Annotated in this window: 14 protein-coding genes; 2 read left to right on the plus strand and 12 right to left on the minus strand. The window is 44.3% G+C overall.

Annotated elements, in window-relative coordinates; all coding sequences use genetic code 11:
• Positions 1–152: 152 nt before the first annotated feature.
• The 5 genes from CS562_RS05605 to CS562_RS05625 all read right to left on the minus strand — a co-directional run bounded on the left by CS562_RS05605 (position 153) and on the right by CS562_RS05625 (position 5908).
• Positions 153–1307, minus strand: coding sequence for an NAD(P)/FAD-dependent oxidoreductase (locus tag CS562_RS05605; RefSeq protein WP_257219386.1), 1155 nt, complete (start codon positions 1305–1307; stop codon positions 153–155).
• Between the two features lie 41 nt (positions 1308–1348).
• A complete protein-coding gene (locus CS562_RS05610) occupies positions 1349–2083 on the minus strand; it encodes an SAM-dependent methyltransferase (protein WP_099854234.1) in 735 nt (244 codons plus the stop codon).
• Between the two features lie 324 nt (positions 2084–2407).
• Positions 2408–3502, minus strand: coding sequence for a Ger(x)C family spore germination protein (locus CS562_RS05615; RefSeq protein WP_180287038.1), 1095 nt, complete (start codon positions 3500–3502; stop codon positions 2408–2410).
• Entirely contained in the window at positions 3499–4569 is a 1071-nt protein-coding gene (locus CS562_RS05620) for a GerAB/ArcD/ProY family transporter (RefSeq protein ID WP_099854238.1), read from the minus strand. The genes CS562_RS05615 and CS562_RS05620 overlap by 4 nt, the downstream gene beginning before the upstream one ends.
• The gene (locus tag CS562_RS05625) at positions 4562–5908 is read right to left on the minus strand and encodes a spore germination protein (protein WP_099854240.1); all 1347 of its coding nucleotides are present in this window, start codon (positions 5906–5908) and stop codon (positions 4562–4564) included. Before CS562_RS05625 ends, CS562_RS05620 begins: the two co-directional genes overlap by 8 nt.
• 205 nt (positions 5909–6113) lie before the next feature.
• Between CS562_RS05625 and CS562_RS05630 the strand changes: the two genes are divergently transcribed.
• Together CS562_RS05630 and CS562_RS05635 are read left to right on the plus strand one after the other, a co-directional pair.
• Positions 6114–6587: a MarR family transcriptional regulator gene (locus CS562_RS05630; protein WP_076288466.1), complete on the plus strand. Its 474-nt coding sequence runs from the start codon at positions 6114–6116 to the stop codon at positions 6585–6587.
• Positions 6588–6736: 149 nt separating this feature from the next.
• Positions 6737–7972 (plus strand): MFS transporter, encoded by a 1236-nt coding sequence (locus tag CS562_RS05635; protein ID WP_099854242.1) that lies wholly within the window; start codon positions 6737–6739, stop codon positions 7970–7972.
• A gap of 88 nt (positions 7973–8060) precedes the next feature.
• Here the strand turns inward: CS562_RS05635 and CS562_RS05640 are convergent, their stop codons facing one another.
• The 7 genes from CS562_RS05640 to CS562_RS05670 form a co-directional block, all read right to left on the minus strand.
• Positions 8061–10076 (minus strand): alpha-L-arabinofuranosidase C-terminal domain-containing protein, encoded by a 2016-nt coding sequence (locus tag CS562_RS05640; RefSeq protein WP_099854603.1) that lies wholly within the window; start codon positions 10074–10076, stop codon positions 8061–8063.
• Positions 10077–10108: 32 nt separating this feature from the next.
• Complete coding sequence (locus tag CS562_RS05645; protein WP_099854244.1) at positions 10109–11002, minus strand: carbohydrate ABC transporter permease; 894 nt, start codon at positions 11000–11002, stop codon at positions 10109–10111.
• 16 nt (positions 11003–11018) lie between these two features.
• Positions 11019–11981: an ABC transporter permease gene (locus CS562_RS05650; protein WP_099854246.1), complete on the minus strand. Its 963-nt coding sequence runs from the start codon at positions 11979–11981 to the stop codon at positions 11019–11021.
• 33 nt (positions 11982–12014) lie between these two features.
• Positions 12015–13583, minus strand: coding sequence for an extracellular solute-binding protein (locus tag CS562_RS05655; protein ID WP_099854248.1), 1569 nt, complete (start codon positions 13581–13583; stop codon positions 12015–12017).
• 158 nt (positions 13584–13741) lie between these two features.
• Positions 13742–15433 (minus strand): response regulator, encoded by a 1692-nt coding sequence (locus tag CS562_RS05660; protein WP_099854250.1) that lies wholly within the window; start codon positions 15431–15433, stop codon positions 13742–13744.
• Between the two features lie 3 nt (positions 15434–15436).
• Positions 15437–17236 carry a sensor histidine kinase gene (locus CS562_RS05665; RefSeq protein ID WP_099854252.1) on the minus strand — a complete coding sequence of 600 codons (1800 nt, stop codon included), beginning with the start codon at positions 17234–17236 and terminating at the stop codon, positions 15437–15439.
• 74 nt (positions 17237–17310) lie between these two features.
• Complete coding sequence (locus tag CS562_RS05670; RefSeq protein ID WP_076288460.1) at positions 17311–18165, minus strand: AraC family transcriptional regulator; 855 nt, start codon at positions 18163–18165, stop codon at positions 17311–17313.
• Between the last annotated feature and the right edge of the window lie 117 nt (positions 18166–18282).

Genomic DNA, 18282 nt, shown 5'->3' on the forward strand with positions numbered 1-18282 from the left:
CTCTATAACTACAATTAGATTCTATTATACGAGTATTTGGCAGATTTCTAAACGGTCTCGACAAAATTGGCAGAGAAACAACAAAAAGAGGCTGACATAAGCCGCCCCATACTCCTACGGATTTCACTTTATGGATGTCACTTTGCTGCCATCTATGATCGGTGGACAAGATTAATTTCCGATAACCGTGTTGCCTTCACCAGATAAGTCGCCAGACCAGGGACCATGCGGGCCAAACCAGGATAGAATTTATTCGTTTTGGCAAAAGCCAGCTTTTGAATCCGTCGTGCACGCCGGAGCAGTCGGGAGAAATCAAGATTGGCTTCCTTCGAATACTCGTGCTGCCACTGCGCAAAGCTGATCTTCCTTTGAAGATACCTGTCAGTCCATTCAGCACACAGCAATGAGGAACGAAGCGCAATAGACATCCCGTCACCACACAAAGGAGGGATCATCAGCATGGCATCCCCAATATGAGGATATTGGGACCACGGTTCAGGAACATTGGATAGATGGAGTGGTGCAATCGAGACCTGTGTTCCTTGAACTGGTCTTCCCTCGGCTAGCCTCGCTGCCAATCTTTCGTTAGTCAAGGAAGCAGACTGCAAAATATCCTCTACAGACTTGCCGCTTCCCCGCACCGTATCAAGTGTCAGCAATGCAGCTACATTTGCGATACCCTCCTCAATCGGTGAAATGCCGACATACCCTCCCTTGCAAAAATATAACTCTACCCGTTGCGGGATGGTGATCCCCCGATAGTGCGATTTGACACCAACATATGCTGTTTTATCCCGCAGCTCTGCTGGCGAGGTCATCCCCCTCAGCTTCTTCGAGCCATGGGCTCCGATAACGGTTTTTGCACTATAATGAATCCGCTCATTTCCTTGTTTGGCTTCGACTTCATAACTATAATCATCTAACTGCTGAATGTTGGTTATCGTTGCCCTCGTAACGATCTCAACGCCTGCAGCTGTGGCCTGCTCGTGTAAAATCCGATCCAGCTCATATCTGCTAATGCCATAGGCCAATCCTGGCAAAGGTGCCACGATTTCCCCGCCCTGAGGCATAATAATCTTGGCATGGTCCAAGGTACTCGGCTTTATCTTTTGTTCACTAAGGTTAATCCCCAAATAATCCAGCATCTCCGTTGTCTCAGGCGACATAAATTCACCGCATGTTTTGTGACGTGGAAATTGTTGCCGATCCAGCACTAGTGTCCGATGCCCTTGCCTGGCAAGCTGCAACGCACAGGTACTGCCAGCAATTCCCGCTCCGATGACTATGGCATCCATTGAGGTAGACACGTAAGAACACCCGCCTTTCATTGTCCATTTAAGATAACTGCCTATTGATGTAATGATAACGTCCCATGGTGGGGTATCACGACAGAATAGCGGAACAATGGCTTCCATTCATAGGTCAGCGTGTCATGGTTCAACTGCTGTTTCAATTCCCGCCAATCCCTTCCCGTGAAGCCTTTTGCAACAGACAGCGGTCCATCATGACGAATATACCGATTGCGTGAGATTATTCGAGTTGTTACCCAGACAGCTGCATAAGATATGGGATGCCGATGGATATCGTTAATGACAACGCCATATTTGGAGGCACGCAGCATATGCGAGACCATCTCCACGAGTTGCTTTCCTTCAAAATGATGGACAAATTGCGAGCCAGTCACGATGTCTGCTGAGGCATCCGGTAATTCCCTGACATCGGCACGTCGAACCTTGATTCTCGGTTCATTCCGGAAAAGGTTTCTCGCTTCCTCACATGCCTCCTCTGTCAGATCAACCAGAGTAATCTCAAGCTTAACGCCCTTCTGGTCCGCCCAGCGCAATAACTTCTGGTTTACATCGCCTGAACCTGCTCCCACATCCAGAAGGGTCAGCTTAGTTGGTCGGCCAATCGCTTTCCATAACTTCTCCACCCCTGCACGGGTTGGAGCGGGAGCAGCAAATATTTTGTTTAGCCGTCTCAAATGTTTGAGCGCTTCGCTCAATTCTTCTCCCCCCATGGAGAAATCATCCATCAATTCGTCTTCCTTTGCCCGTACGGATAGTGTTCTAAAGAAGGACATGATCCCGCTCCTTTACAGCTATATATTGTGAATGATTTTCTCCAATTAACAGTTATCCCCTTAACCCGCCCTAATAATCGTAAGAGCTGCGATATGTTATTTTACGAGGAGTTATCCAATCTCAGAATGCTTAATTTCATTGCTCCTTAGCCATATTGTTTTTTACGGGAATGGAAGAGCAAGTAAATAAGATATTGGAACTGAATCTTTCATAAATAAAACGCCATGCTGACCCTTTCTGATATTATAAAAAAAGTCGCCACCTGGGCGACTCCATAACGATATAGCATTTCCCTCACTTAAAACGGAGTTAACAATGCTAAACTATTTTTTTAACATTTTCCCCTGACTCTCATTATCGTTGGCATTTTCTTTAAAATAAATTTCGTTCAGAACGTTAACACGAACATTAATCTTTTGCTCCAACTTCGGAAACCACTTGGTTTTCCATTCCTTTAATTTCCCCTCCGACAGTTGGGGTCTGAATATCATGCCCACACCCAGTACATCCGATTTAAAGGATTGGACCTTCTTTATCGTTTCATTAAATTGTTGGCTTATCTGTTCCTTCATTTCCTTCTCAATCACTGCGTTACCCTTACCTTCAGGGCTTTCCGTAATCACCACATTGAGAAGAATATCCGTCAGGATGGAAGGGCCGTTCTCCGACCAGGAGGTCTTGTGTTTGATTTTGGTGTCTTGAATAAGAACACTTGTATTCTGAGCCACTTCAATGGTTCCCCCTGAATATTTCCCTTTAAATAAATTAAACAAAAGTGTCTCTTCCTGATTCAGCGTTCCTACCATGCGGTCATCCCGCATCACGGCTGTGCCTTTAAAAGTGAATAAGGTTCGATCACCGTTTTTGAGCATTGGGATAGCCATGTCTTCCGTATATGAATTTTGGTTTTGATAGGCTTCCCATATTCGAACGATGGATTGATTGGGCGTCCACCCGGCGTCCTGGCTAAAGAAGTCGTAGGAAGAAATTTCAGGTGTTGGCGAGATTTGATGATACATCGTCTTCTCAAAATCACCGTCAATGACCCCTACCAGACCCTTGATCGAAATATCATTCGCTCTCACAGCAAAATTGATGATGTTATCTATCCCCTGTTCTGCGACCTCTCTGTCGATTAGCAACAACCTCAGATGTACCAATTCGATGCTTTTTTCCGAATCCGTACGTATCAAATCGATCGCTTTGCTGATGGATTTCGATTCTTTATCAAGAATTTGAGTTTTGCCTGATGCATCAGGTATTTGGAGAATGATCCTGTATTTTTCCGTTTTCCCTTTCCCCACGCCCATGACAACAGGCAGATATTGTTTGTTAATATCCTTGGTATCCCAACATCCTGGAAGTAACATCATCATAGACAGGGCTACAATTAGAGTCATAAAGGTACGCTTGTTCACGTACTCACCTTCTTTCGCTGCCATTGCGCGGCGAGGAATACAATGATGGGAAAACCGATCACGCTATAAAGGCAAAAGAAAGAATTCACGTACAGGTAAGAATTCAATGCGTTGACATCCGGTATCATGAGACTGAACACGTACAAGGTGAAGCACACCACGGAAAGAACCCATAATCGATTGATTTTCGGCATAAATAACTGATTCAACAGGGACACCAGAATCCAGAGTAAAACGGAAACCTTTAGAACACCCAGCGCACTGGAGGCTACCACGTAGAAGCTTGGAAGCCAGTCAAATACAACCCACTCCAGATCAATGGTATCCGATGCCATAAGCATGGGATATTGCAGATGGATAACTGTTTCCTGTCCGAATACAAGAAGCGGAACATATACGGATCCCAAAGCAAATACAAAAATGATACCAACCGCTGCAGCTGCTTTGCCAAAACTAAGCCGCTGTTTGGAAGGAATCATGCCAAGGAATAAAAAACCGGCTGAAATGACCGTGCATACATAGAAATCCGAATTGGAGAAAAACGACATTCCACTATCCCAAATCGGAAAAATGTAGCTGATTCTGAAATTCTGGATGCTGATCATCATGGAGAAAAAAATGAATGGCATCAAGAGAATACACAATCCGATGCTGGCCCGGATCATTACCTCAAGTCCCTTCCAAACAGCATAGAAACACAGAACGATAAAGAGAGCGGATGTAGCTGCTGGCGGTGTTCTCTGTAGTAATACAGCTTTGATTTCGACAGACTGAAAATACATAAGTAATAGAAGCTCGATATATAGGAAGATCAACATCGGCAGAACGATCAGTCTAGTTACCCATTTGCCTAGTGATTCATTACAGATGTCCACCACTGTTTTTCCTGGAAATTGCGATAACGCTTTTAAGTACATCCATAGAATCAGTAACTCTGCCAAAAAGAGGATCGTTATGGCTTCCCAGTGTCCTTTTGAAGTTGCAGAAATAATCCGTTCTGGGAAGATGGCAAAGATTGAAGCGAGGTGAAGCAGAACAAACATGGTTAGAATCTGAGCTTTATTCATCCGGGGCCTTTCCTTTCACACTTAAACTTAAGTAAGGAACGGAGCAAGTACTCAACGAGGAAAAATACAATATAATCCAAATCATCGCTGCCTCAAGACCCCATATGCCAAAAAAGGAACTGATAAGCATGACAACGTATTTGTACATTCGTATACCCGTTGTATTCATGTAGCCTGCCAATACAAAGTTGGCAATTGCTGAGGCAACCAGAATAATAATTAATAGATTGCTGACGAGTTTGGCCTGAACAATGGCTTGTCCCAACAGAATACCGCCAATCATAGTAATAGTGGGTCCGATATTCTTTGGTAGTCGAATGGTAGCTTCGATAATCATCTCCAAAAGCAGCATAACTAAAAGCATTTCGATTAATGAAGGATAAGGAACTCCTTCCCTGCTCTTGGCAACCGTGATGGCTAACTGAATTCGCAACAGTTCGGGGTTTACCGAATTAAGCACAATGTATAGACCTGGAAGTGTGATAGCCAAAAGTGCACCAATCGCTCGGATGGTTCGCAAAAACACCTGGAATAGATACGGATAGTTGACGTCCAACGTTGTTGACCACAAATCCGTTATAATCGCAGGAAAAGCAAATGCAAACGAATATTGGTCAAGCAGTATAACCACTTTACCATTCATCAGATTCTGTACCATCTCCCCAGGTAACTCCGAAGAGATATACGTTGGTGTTATGGAAAATTTCGGATGCCCCAGTATACTAAGCAGGTCCCTTACCGTAGTCAGTTCCTTGTCCTTATTTTGTTCCAATTTGTCCCGAATTGCCGCAATAACTTTGGTTTGGGCTACTCCCTCCAAATACACCATGGCAATTTTCTTGGTCGACTGGGTCCCAGTCTCTCTGCTTTCAATTACCAACTGGTCGGATATCATTTTTTTTCGCAGCAAACCTATATTTTTATCAATATCTTCTGTAAAAGCATCGAACGCGGATTGAAGGGGATTCTCGCTCTCTGGCGAGCTTACGGATCGTGAAATTCCAGGATGTTCCGGTTCAATGACTGCTGCTAATCCTTTTGTGCTGAACAACACCAGTTTTCCATGCAGGAGATTGTTGCATAGTTCGTCCAATGACATGGATGCTTCTTCTTCAAAAGGACTGAACATTTTCAGAAAAGATTCGTTCTCATTACCACTTGCCGCTTGATTTATTGTGGACAACGTTATTGGAAGATCAACTAGCGTTTTCACGAAGTATGCTCTGAATTTCTGATTAGCGATAAGCACGTCTTTATTACTGAAATCCGTGCTCTTTTCGAAACGGTCATAGAGTTGCTTCTCTAACTCGTGAAGATCTTGTTCATGGATTCGCTGCAAATTTTACCACCTCTTCTGAAGTAGTATGTCGTTAAGAAAAAAGTTTATTCAGAAATAAACCTTGATTTACACTGTAAATTACAAGCTTTTGTCTCTCTTTTATCACGTATAGATCCCTTCCTGAATAATTGTTTTCAAAATTTTTGAACTGGAAACCAAAATTGAATATAATATGGTAATGCACCAACGGGTGGGAGGATAGGTCATGAACAAAGAAGAACAGGTCCTATTGGGTTTCAGGGACTTATATAATAAGCTGGTTTGGCTTAATAAAGATAAGATGGAAGAAAGTCTTAAGGGTTATAAGCCTTCTGAGGTACATTGCATCGAATATATTGAAAAGAATGCAGATTCCAATGTGACAAAACTTGCGGAGTCTTTTTATATGACTCGCGGTGCGATAAGTAAATTAACGAAGAAGCTCATCGAAAAAGGCCTGATCGAAAGCTACCAGAAGTCGGATAACAAAAAAGAAATCTATTTTAGGCTTACGCAGCAAGGGAAAGTCATTTATCAAATTCATGAGGACCTGCACAACGAGTTTCACGAGCGAGATAAAGCGGTATTTGAACAGGTAACCGATGATCAATTCGACAGTATGCTTCAATTCGTGGACAAGTATAATCGGCATCTGGATGCAGAAATAAAGAAGCTGGGTACAGATCTGAAGTCGGAATAAATCTGAATAATCAAACTAAAAGCAGCCGGACTCTATTTGAGGACAGGTTGTTTTTTTGTTGTTATTATTTTGTTGACAAGGAAACAAAGTGATTGTACGATATTAATGTTTCCAAGGAAATAAAAAACAACATTTGAGGAGAGAATTGAATGTATAAATCACGATCACAACACACACAGAACACAGAACAAACCATTGACAAACACGCTTTATTATTTGGTTTGATCTCTGTGTTCCTTTGCGGAATAGGATTCAGCATCATTGCACCTGTCGTCCCCTTCTTAGTACAGCCTTATATAAGCAGTCCAGGACAACAAGCTATCGTTGTTACGCTGCTGACCTCTGTTTATGCCTTTTGCGTATTTTTTGCTTCCCCCGTACTTGGAGCTCTGAGCGACAAATATGGTCGTCGTCCATTGCTCCTGGTATGTCTTTTGGGTTCCGCAATCGGATACTTTGTTTTCGGCATTGGTGGAGCTCTATGGGTACTCTTTGCGGGGCGTATAATTGAAGGTATAACAGGCGGAAGTATAGGCACCATTTTTGCGTATTTTGCGGACATCATCCCACCCGAACAGAGAACCAAATACTTTGGATGGGTGAGTGCGATTGTAGGTGTAGGCACCGTCATTGGCCCCACTGTAGGCGGATTGCTCGCCAAGATTGATTATTCTGCCCCCATGTATTTTGGAGCAATCATAACTTTGGTGAATGTTATATATGGATTCTTTTTTATGACTGAGAGTCTTGACAAGAAAAATAGACTGAAAGAAATTACTTTGGCGAGACTTAATCCTTTCATACAACTTGCGAACCTGCTTTCCATGAAAAACTTAAACAGATTACTGATCTCAGCCTTCTTACTTTGGATACCCAACGGATCTTTACAGGCCGTTTTCTCACAATTTTCAATGGATACTTTCAATTGGAAGCCTGCAATCATCGGACTTATGTTCTCGATTATGGGTGTCCAGGATATCATCTCACAAGGTCTCATCATGCCTAAGCTTTTGAAAAGACTGAGTGATAAACAGATCGCCATTCTTGGAATGGTTTCAGAAATTATAGGCTACAGTCTCATTGCACTGTCTACTTTGTTCTCATTCTATCCACTGTTTATCGTTGGTATGTTTATCTTTGGTTTTGGTGATTCGATCTTTGGGCCTTCCTTCAATGGTATGCTCTCCAAATCTGTCGATTCTAGTGAACAAGGCAGGATTCAAGGAGGTAGCCAATCTATTCAGGCTTTAGCAAGAATGATTGGTCCTATTATTGGAGGTCAAATCTATGTATCACTTGGTCATGCTGCACCCGCCATTATGGGTGTGATCCTTATAGCAGCGGCAATACCTGTATTGTATAAGCGAACGCAAGTAACGATTTAAAACGCCTGCTTTCATCAGGAATAGGGTTTCAGAACTTAGGTATAAGTTCTGAAACCCTATTTGTCTACACCCCAGGATTTCAATTCAATTAGTCTGCCTTTCCAAACTCCATCACATAGATGGATGAAGGACGTAATACGTAACCATGCTGCCAATTCTCGGTCAAAACACTCCGTTCTGTGCACTTGATATGATCAGGTTGAAAGACGGAGTTAATGTTATTGTGCGAATTGCTGGTAATCTCATATAAGGTCCCCTCTTCGCTCGCGTCGAAAGATCGTAAATCCAGCTCAACCCTTACCTCTTCCAAGCTTCGGTTCACAATAAACAAAGTGATCCTGCTCCGATCATCATTCGTTCCGGCTACAACATCCAGATCGGGGAGTGCGTCCAGCTCTACAGGCGTTTTTTGGTTTGAAGTCACCGAGAATGTCCCACATTCAGCTTCTACGTGTAGGATATGACGTATATCCCGATTCGCGTAAAGCTTTAATACTTCATAGGTTGGTGTTCCATAGATCGTGAGCGGGTGTCCACTCCATCCAGCCTGCTTGCCCCGATATTGATCGGCATAGAAATCACCGACACGGATGCATCCCCCGAGCCAACCGTTGACCAGATCAGAGAAACTGCCGATGTGTACGCTATTGCTGCAACGAATCATTTCATTCAGATTGGCGGCATTCGCCACGGCTGCTCCAAGGGTATGCTCGTCTGGCAGTCCTTTTCGCACAGTGTTTGGATAATACATCGTGTTATATTCGGTGATGGCCAGCTTCACATGCTGATGTTTGATGTCAGAATGGATAGCCTCCATTGTCTGACGTATATAGTGCCGGGTCCACTCGGGGTAACTGGCCATTGCTTTATATCGATCCTCAGCCGGCGTATCCCGATTCATGCCAAAGGGACCGTAACCATGATACAAATGTAACGTTAGATAATCGATATGCTCCCCTGCCAGAGCAAGCACGCTTTTATTCCAACCCTGTTCATAATGTCCACAAGCCAGCAACACAATGGAAGCATCTGCTTCCTTCATTCTTTTGGCAAACTGTACAGTCCTCTCCGCAAATTGCTCCGCTGAGCATGCACCCACCTGCCATTGCCCCCACACCTCGTTGCCGATCTCCCAATACTTGACATGATATGGTTCCGGCGATCCATTCTTCGCCCGAAGAGCTCCCATTGGGGTATCTACGCTTCCATTACAATATTCAATCCATTGGGCGGCCTCTTCAGGTGTACCCGATCCATCGTTCACACAAATTAAAGGTTCTACTTGCAGTTCGTGGCAAAAGCGGATAAATTCATCCGTTCCAAAATACTTGCTGGTCCAGCCTCCCCATGCCTCGTTGTACATGACTGGTCTCTCCAGAACCGGCCCGATGCCATGCTCCCAGTGATAGGCACTAATGTAGTTCCCTGCGAGTCTCATCATGCCTGCGTTTAGAGCTCTGGTCATCTCTACTACTTCGCGTTTTACCAGGGCAATATGATCCACAGGTAATAAAGACACATGGTCCAGCCAGAGCAATCCCGTGGAGACATGGTCGATCCATCTAGGATGCTCCTCCGGAACATACACCCGAATTTCTGCATCAGGACAAGCACGTAGGATCGTCAGCCGTCCTTCATAATCCTGCCAGTTATGGCTGTGCAATTCGATTTTCAACTGACCGAGCACTTCTTCCGTACGTCTATCGACCGCCTCCACCATCAAATACTGGAGTTCAATGGAGGCACGCGCAACTACACGTACGGTGTAATCCATGGGGCCTTTCAAGGCGGATTTTTGTGCAATCCCCGAGTATGCTTCATCATCACTATAGATACGAATACGCTGAGCGCGGCCCGAATGTCTGGGGGCTGGAGCTTCCATCGCATATTGCGTATTTCTCCCGTTGGTATAAGCGTACCAGCTTCCTGATACAGAAGTCCTTAATTCAGCCTCGCTTTCAAAGTCCATATCCTTCAATGGAAAGGCAAGCATCGCTTCCATATGGTCCCGGATGTCTTCCACAAAATGCCCAAACAAATAAGGGTTGACCGTGTGCTCGCTTACGCGACTACAATCTATACTAATTTTGGCGTTTGATTTCAACATAAGTCCTCCATCATTGTGGTTGATCTGGATTAACCTTTAATCGATCCAATCATGACCCCTTTAACAAAATGGCGCTGCACAAAAGGATACATCAACAGTACAGGTAAACTGGAGACGATAATTACCGCATATTTGATGCTCTCCGCGAGCAGGATTTTGTCTTCCAATCCAAGGCTACCATCTACGGCATCGGATTGGCTGATCAGCAGAATTTCGCGCAGTACCAACTGAAGTGGATGTAGATTTTCATTACGAATATAGATGAGCGCGTTAAAAAACGAATTCCAGTGGCCTACGGCATAGAACAGCACCATTACGGCCAGAATCGGCTTGGACAGGGGCAGGATAATGCTCACAAGCAACCGCCAATTGGAGCACCCATCCATATGGGCAGCTTCTTGCAGCTCCCAAGGAATACTCGACTGAAAATATGTTCTCATCACGATCAGATTGTACGTGGCGATTGCGCCGGGAATGATCAGAGCCCACATCGTATCCACCATGCCCAGATTTTTGACCAATAGATACGTTGGAATTAATCCGCCACTGAAGAACATTGTTAGCGTGATGAAAACCATGATTACATTACGTCCAGGAAGGTCAGGTCTGGAAAGAGGATATGCGGCCAATACGGTCATGATAATGTTAATCACAGTGCCCACAACCGTATAAAATATCGTATTACGATACCCCAGCCAAATCTTCTCGTTGTGTAGAATATTCGTGTAAGCATCCAGCGTCAGTCCTTTGGGTAGTAACCAGACTTCTCCGTTTAATACTTTTGTGGGGTCACTGAACGAAGAACTCACGATAAAAATCAGTGGGTACAGCACAGCGATGATAATGATTGAGGCTATGATGTAGATGATTACATCGAAAATCCGTTCATTGGAACTGGTTTGTATTGTCGCCTGCTTGGACATGGGATCTTGCCCTCCTTTACCATAAGCTCGTCTCAGACGTCTTGCGCGCAATCCGATTGACCAGTAAAAGTAACAGCAGATTAATGATTGAATTAAAAAGCCCGATAGCAGCTGTATAACTGTATTCTCCCTTGAGGATACCTGTCGTATAGACAAACGTGGAAATGACGTCGCTCGATTCCAGATTGAGATTGTTTTGCATCAACAAAATTTTCTCAAACCCGATGTTCATGAAATGACCGATATCCAATATGAGCAAAATGATGACGACTGGAGCGATGCCAGGCAGCGAAATATGCCAAATGCGCCGCAGCCTTGATGCTCCGTCCATCTTGGCAGCTTCATACAGATGCGGATTCACTCCGCTCAAAGCTGCAATATAGATGATGGATTGCCAGCCCATGTTCTGCCATATATTCGAACTGATAAAAATGGTTTTAAACCAACCTGCTTCCTCAAGAAAACGGACCGGTGTACCTCCGAAAGCCTCAATCAACAGATTGACTGGACCCGTATGAGGCGAGAGAAACACATTCAGTATGCCAACGATAACGACCACTGAAATAAAGTGGGGAATATACGTAATATTTTGCAGCCACTTGCTGAAGGTTTTATTGCGAATTTCGTTAATAATTAGTGCTAGCAGAATCGGAATCGGAAAAGCAATTAATAAGGAGAACAAGTTAATCGATAATGTATTCCATAGAAGTCTCCAGAAATAATAGGAATCAAAGAATCGTTCGAAGTGGCCAAAACCTTCCCAGCTGCTGCCCAGAATCCCTTTAGCCGGATTGAAGTTTTTGAACGCAATTTGCAGTCCATACAACGGGGCATAATGGAATACCACATACCAAGTGACTGGCAAAAGCAGCATAAGGTACAGGTCCAATCTTTTACCCATTTGCCTTAACACGCCTGAACTCTTTTTTGGATGGCTTCGTGGCATCGTCATCATTGTATCGGTTTTGACGCTTTTCATAGGCAATTGCTCCTCATCCATGATGTTTCAGGATTATTTCTGCATCTTGTCAAAGGCATCCTGATACAACTTCTCCAGTTCCTCAACTCTCATCTTTTTGAGCGTGGTCTGGAATTGCTCCCACTTGTCAAAACCGATTGCACCCACAATAAATTTTGTACTCTGTTCTTCGTAATATTTATCAATATCATTTCGCAGAATATTGACTTCCTGGGCAGTTTGCTCATCAAACATCGGAGCTGCATAGCGGACTTTTGGCATAAACGGATCGAGCTTATGCTGCGCCTCCTGCACCTGAGGTGGATTGATAAAGGAAGCCACCTGTTCACTGATCAGATGTGGCGCGCCTCCGCCGGCATAAGGCGTAATTTTGGCCTGGTTACTGATTTCTTTCAAGAAGTCCTCTTTATAGTAAGGAATACCGTCCTTCATCTCGTAATGCTCGCCTTCTCTTCCGAATCGGAGCAGGGTAGAACCCTCGTCACTGTAGAAATAATCAATCCAACGCATTGTGACTTCCGGATATTTATTGACGGATGTAATTGCAAAGGCTCCAAAATCTCTGGCGATTGGTAGAGCCTGACTTTGCAATCGGTCACCTTGCGGACCTTCCAGTGGGGCGATACCGGTATATTGGTCTTTGATCGACAAGAAGTTATTGTTTGTCTGGTCAAAGAAGAAACCTGTATTTCCCGATCCCTGCTTGGCCAGGTATTGCGCTTCTGTGTGTGAAAATATTTCCTGGTCCAGCAGCTTTTCCTTATACAACTTGTTTAAGTACATCAGCATTTCTTTATTCTGGTCACTGCCCATCCAGATACTTACTTTGTCGTTTTCAATATTGATGTTATAGCCAAGCTGTGAATCCAATCCGAATGATCCGCTCATCGCGTTAACCACAGCCAATCCTACACGGGCTGTCATCGGAAGTTCATCCTGTTTGCCGTTTCCATTCGGATCACCATCACGGAAGGCAAGCAACACATTGTACAGTTCTTCGGTGGTCTCCGGCACTTTCAGATTCAGCTTGTCCAGCCACATCTGATTGATCCATTTCTTATCCGTACGCGCCGCACTTAGCGTAACAATACCCGGAATCGTATAAATGTGGCCCTCTGGTGTAGTAATACCCGAGCGAATTTCGGGATATTGTTCCATTAATTTCTTCAAATTCGGAGCATATTCATCGATAAGACCTTCTAGTGGGATCAATTGGCCGGCAGAGCCATAGCGGATGGCTTCAAGCGGGGAAATACCTGAACGGAACAGGGCATCCGGCAGTTCATTCGAAGCGAACAACAGGTTTTTTTTCTCCTGAAAACCATCTGTCTGCGCTTCAATGAATTCCACCTTCACATGGCTTAATTTCTCGTAATCCTGGAAAACCGGCATCTCCTTGAAAGGGCCATTTACGGGTGCAATTCGGGTAAACATCTTGAGATTCACCGGTTCGTCCACAATCGGAAACCCGGTCGTATGAACGTCGTTCTTCGAAACCTCTGGTGAAGCTTCGTTATTGGTTCCACCGGAATTGCATCCAGCCAGCATCAAACTGGAAGCGATCATCATCATGATCATATTTCTTCCCCAGCGTTTGCGCATAAAGTTGTGCCCCCCACAATTCTTTATCACCAACGTAATTTGTAAGCGTTCACGGTTGGTGTGTGCTCATTATAATTCACCGGGCATGGAAGGTAATTACAATAATATGACCCTTTACTCCACATATTTTACGAGTTTAGAGTTCTGCTCTTATCTGCCTAGTTTCCCATGTGCAAAGTCGGGAGTTTTGTTTCGTTCTTCCTTTTTCCTGGATTGCTCAAATACGCTTGTGGTGTTAAACCCGTTATTTCTTTGAATACTTTGAAAAAGTAGTTGTGTGTCGTAAATCCCACTTGCATGCTTATTTCTTTAATCGAGTATCGGCCGCTGTCCAACAGCTTGCACCCTGCATCAATTCGAACCTGATTCACATATTCTGAAAAAGTCCGCTGCGTCTCCTCCTTGAATATTCTGCTTAAGTAGGAGGCATTCAGGCCGATTACGCTTGCCGCAAGCTCCAATGTGACATAACCGGAATACCTCTCCAGAATGAATTGGATCGTCTGCGTGACATGGCGAGAATAGGACCCGATTACACGATGTTGATTCAACAAATGAAACAGGCTGGAGAAAAAGGACTGCAGGCCTTGCTCCAGTTCTCTTATCGTTTTCATGCGCCCAAGCTCGCTTCTTGAAGGCAGATTAGCTACCGCTGGATCTGTAGAAGGCAAGCAGGTCCTCCATGCTTTATCACCCGTTTGCATGAGCTCGCTGACAACCATCTGAACCGTATGTGAATGGATAGGTAGGTCGTCTATCGAAGCAAAAATGGAGGAAATCAATTGATGCACGCCTTGCTTATCAAACCTTTCTATGGATAACAGAAGCTGCTTCTGCTCCTCAATGGTCAGTGAAACTCGCTGACTCTGATCTTTTTCATGTGAATGCTTGTCCGAACATGGAGTTTCATTTTGGAGGGTATGACTTCTGAACGTTTTCACAGACGAAGATCCATCGAGTTCGTATTCGGCTGAACAGTAACTGGATGCCAGCTGTGACAGACTGGTGCATATAGGTCCTACTGCGGTTACACTTTGTAAATTCAGGAACAGTTCCAATGCATGCTGAATCTTCCGCAGTTGTCCGTCTACCTCACGCTGCATGATGTGCTCGCTTCGTTCCCTGAAAGAAAACACGATAACAAATCGCCCTTCCTCAACGTACACCGCTGTCCGCTCATGGATATCACCCAGGCTCTGCTGCATCATATCGACGACCTGCTGAACCAGGCCATTGGTCTGCACGTCACTGTACGACTCTGTCAGCAGCAGGAACGGAACAATCTGTAAAGCTGCTGTTGCATATCTGGACGCATGCGGATATAGATTGTCTTTCTGGGAAACGTCTTCAAACCCGTACGTTGTCTTCGTCTGTCTTTTGAGCAAATACAACAAATAATCGCGCATATCCTCGGGACTCACTTTCTCGGCTATGACGCTCTCGGCGAACTGTTTCTCCCGCAACCGATTCTCCTGCTGCAATTCCGATACGGCTTTATTCAGGATGTTGAGTAGTGTTGACTCGTCCAATCGATGCTTAAGCAAATAATCAATGGAGCCATTGTTCAGGCAATCCCGCACATAATCATAATCGTCATAGCTGCTAAGCATAATCGTCTTAACCCCTGGAAAACGTTCCTTGATTGTCCGATTGAGCTCTACACCGCTCATTTCAGGCATATCTACATCAATAATGACAATATGCGGTGGCGACTGCTCAATCATCGTTAAAGCAATTAACCCATTATGCGCCTGACCGCATAATTCAAATCCATAGTCAGCCCAGTCCAATAAGGTCCATAGATTATGGCGTACTAACGGTTCATCATCGACGAGTAGCACCTGAAACATGGCTTATATCACCTCTCGTTTGTTATTTTCCACACTTTTCTCCAGTTTGGGGAGCCGAATTTCAGCTTTAGTGTACACCCCCGGTTCACTGCACAAATGGACGCCATACGAGTCGCCGTACGTGCGAACGATTCGTTCGTGTACATTACGTACACCCATTCCACTAAAACGTGAGGTTTCTCCGTTTGTACCCGTACCTTTCAGTAAATACTCCCGCTGCTCCTCCGTTATCCCCTTTCCGTTGTCCACCACATCAATATGGAGATTGTTTCCTTCTTCATACACCCGTATCAATATGAATCCATCCTGTTCGAGTGGTCCGATTCCATGAATAATTGCATTTTCAACCATGGGCTGCAGCATCAGCTTCAACACCCGACAATCCAGCAATTCGTCATCTTCAATTTCGGTAATCATCCGAATTGGCTTCATATATCTGTACTTCATGATGGAGATGTAGTGCTCAACATATGCCAATTCTTCACGAACCGTAAGGAATTCGCTTGAATTACCGAGGACACTTCGCATGAGCTCAATCAACGATCCCGAGACCGCTTCAATGTTTGGCACTCCGTTCATCCTGGCCAGATACTTGATCGTATTGAGCGAATTGTATAAAAAATGAGGATGGATTTGTGCTTGGAGCGCAGTTAGCTCAGCTTCCCGCTTCTCTTTCTCGCTGACGCGGATTCCTTCGAGCAGATCTTTCAATTCTTCCACCATGCCGTTAAAGACATGGTACAGTTGTCCTGTCTCATCTTCACTGTTAATCTCATTTTTGGGAAGTGTCAGGTTCCCATCCTTAACCAACATCATTAGTGATTTTAGTTTCCGGATATTCAGAGTAATTCGGGAAGAGACTTGAAGAGAAACAATCAGAACAACGACAAACACAATAATGGACACCTCTGCCAGCAGGTTGCGCAGCTTCACCGATTCGGTCAGCAGAGAATCCATCGGAACCAAAGAAATAGTACTCCACCCAGTATAGTCGGATTGACGGCAAACAACGATATATTCTTTTCCATCAATGTACCGCCTGACTGCTTCACCATCCGTTTTAAATTGCTGATTGATCTCCTTGATTTGCTGATAAGATGGAGTAAGAGTTGAGTCAGTTCGGGTTTCATAGATGAATTGATTTCCCTTGTCGAGTACATAGATCATGCTATCTGTAGTTGGTCTCACGTCATATGTTTTCTGGATAAACTCATAATTAAGATCCACCATGACAAACCCAATAGTCGCACGGTTATAACGGATTTCCCGACCGATGGTGACGGCATTTGACACCCCTGTCTGCTTGAAATATGCGTGCTTTGATCCATTTTGCAGCATGTAATTCATCATTGGTGTACCCAAGATGGTCCTGTCCAGCCAAGGTCCACCTGAGAAAAAAACTTTCCCGCTCAGGCCCACAACGGCTATCCGTGAAATGTAAGCTTTATAATCGATCAGCGACGATAGAAATTCATCCATCCGCTTCTGCTCCTGAAACCACTCATAGCTGATCTCTTCATTCGGACTGAGCAAAGTGTCAATGACCGTGTTTTTGTTAGTCACCACGACCGTATTCAGCCGGTCGATCTCTTCCAACATTATATTCAATGATTCATCTGCCTGCCTTATGCTGTCCGAAACCGACGTAATGGCATTTTGCGTAATCGTCTCACGCATGCTCATATAAACAATGACCGTAATCAAAATAATGGATACTAGCGTAACGGCAATAAAAGCGATAAAAATTTTGCCTTGAATGCTGCGTTTCGGTGAAATCCATCTCTGCAATGTAGAGAGCTTCATTGTGGGAGTCTCCTTTTTCATGATCCATTAAAAAAAGTAAGCGTTCTCCATACTGGACATCGGTATATTCAGGATCAGCTTGAGGTTCTCCGCATCATGATTGGAGGTACTTTATAATAGATTTTGAATGCTCTGGTAAATGAATATAAATTCGGATAACCCAGCGACAAAGCAATCTCCGTAACAGTAGCATCCGTATCCTTTAGAAGCTGTTTGGCCTTATCCATTCGTATTCTCTGCATGAATTTTAACGGAGGCAGTCCAACCTGAGTGGTGAACATGTTGGAGAAATATGAACGATGAACCCCTGCAAAGTCGGCAACCTGCTGCACGGAAATGCCCTCTGTTGCATGCAATTCCATGTAATCCATGCATTCATGAATCCAGCCAGCCAATTCTGTAGGCTGTGCATAGTTGGTGTCTGGAACAATACTGGCTAACAATCCATATACCAACCCATGCAACTCCAGCGATACTGCTGGCTTCCACCGTTCCACACATGCTAATGCATGAATCAGACGTTCAGACGTTTCCTGGACCTGTGGAGAACACATCTGTTTGCCAAACGGACTTTCCGGAGTCAAGCCGGCCAGCTCCAATAAAGGTTTGACTTTAGGCCCATCCAATGCTAGCCAGTTCATTTGCAATGGAGATTCCGAGGCAAGCATGTGATAGTAATAGGTTCTGCCGGGAAACAGACAAAACAGATCATTCTTCTGCAGGTCTACTCGCTTGCCATCAAACTCAAGCCTAATCATACCTTCACGCACAAAATGAAGACTGTAACACTCGATACGTTTGGGGCCAACCCGGTAATTGGATTTGGCTATACTTCGCCCTGCTCGCACTGGCCAGATGTGTTCCTCTTTATCCAAATATCCTGGCTTATAGTAGATGAATTCTGCATACTCATACTCATATTCCTGCATCGTAGAGAGTTCCCTCCTTTTCCTATTTTGTTCGATCATAACAAAATGACAATAAAAATATAACACCGGGCTATTTTGATAACTCGTTTTTTTCAATATCATCTTACTAGGAGGCGA

It is taken from the genome of Paenibacillus sp. LK1 (assembly GCF_002750415.1).
Taxonomy (GTDB): domain Bacteria; phylum Bacillota; class Bacilli; order Paenibacillales; family Paenibacillaceae; genus Paenibacillus; species Paenibacillus taichungensis.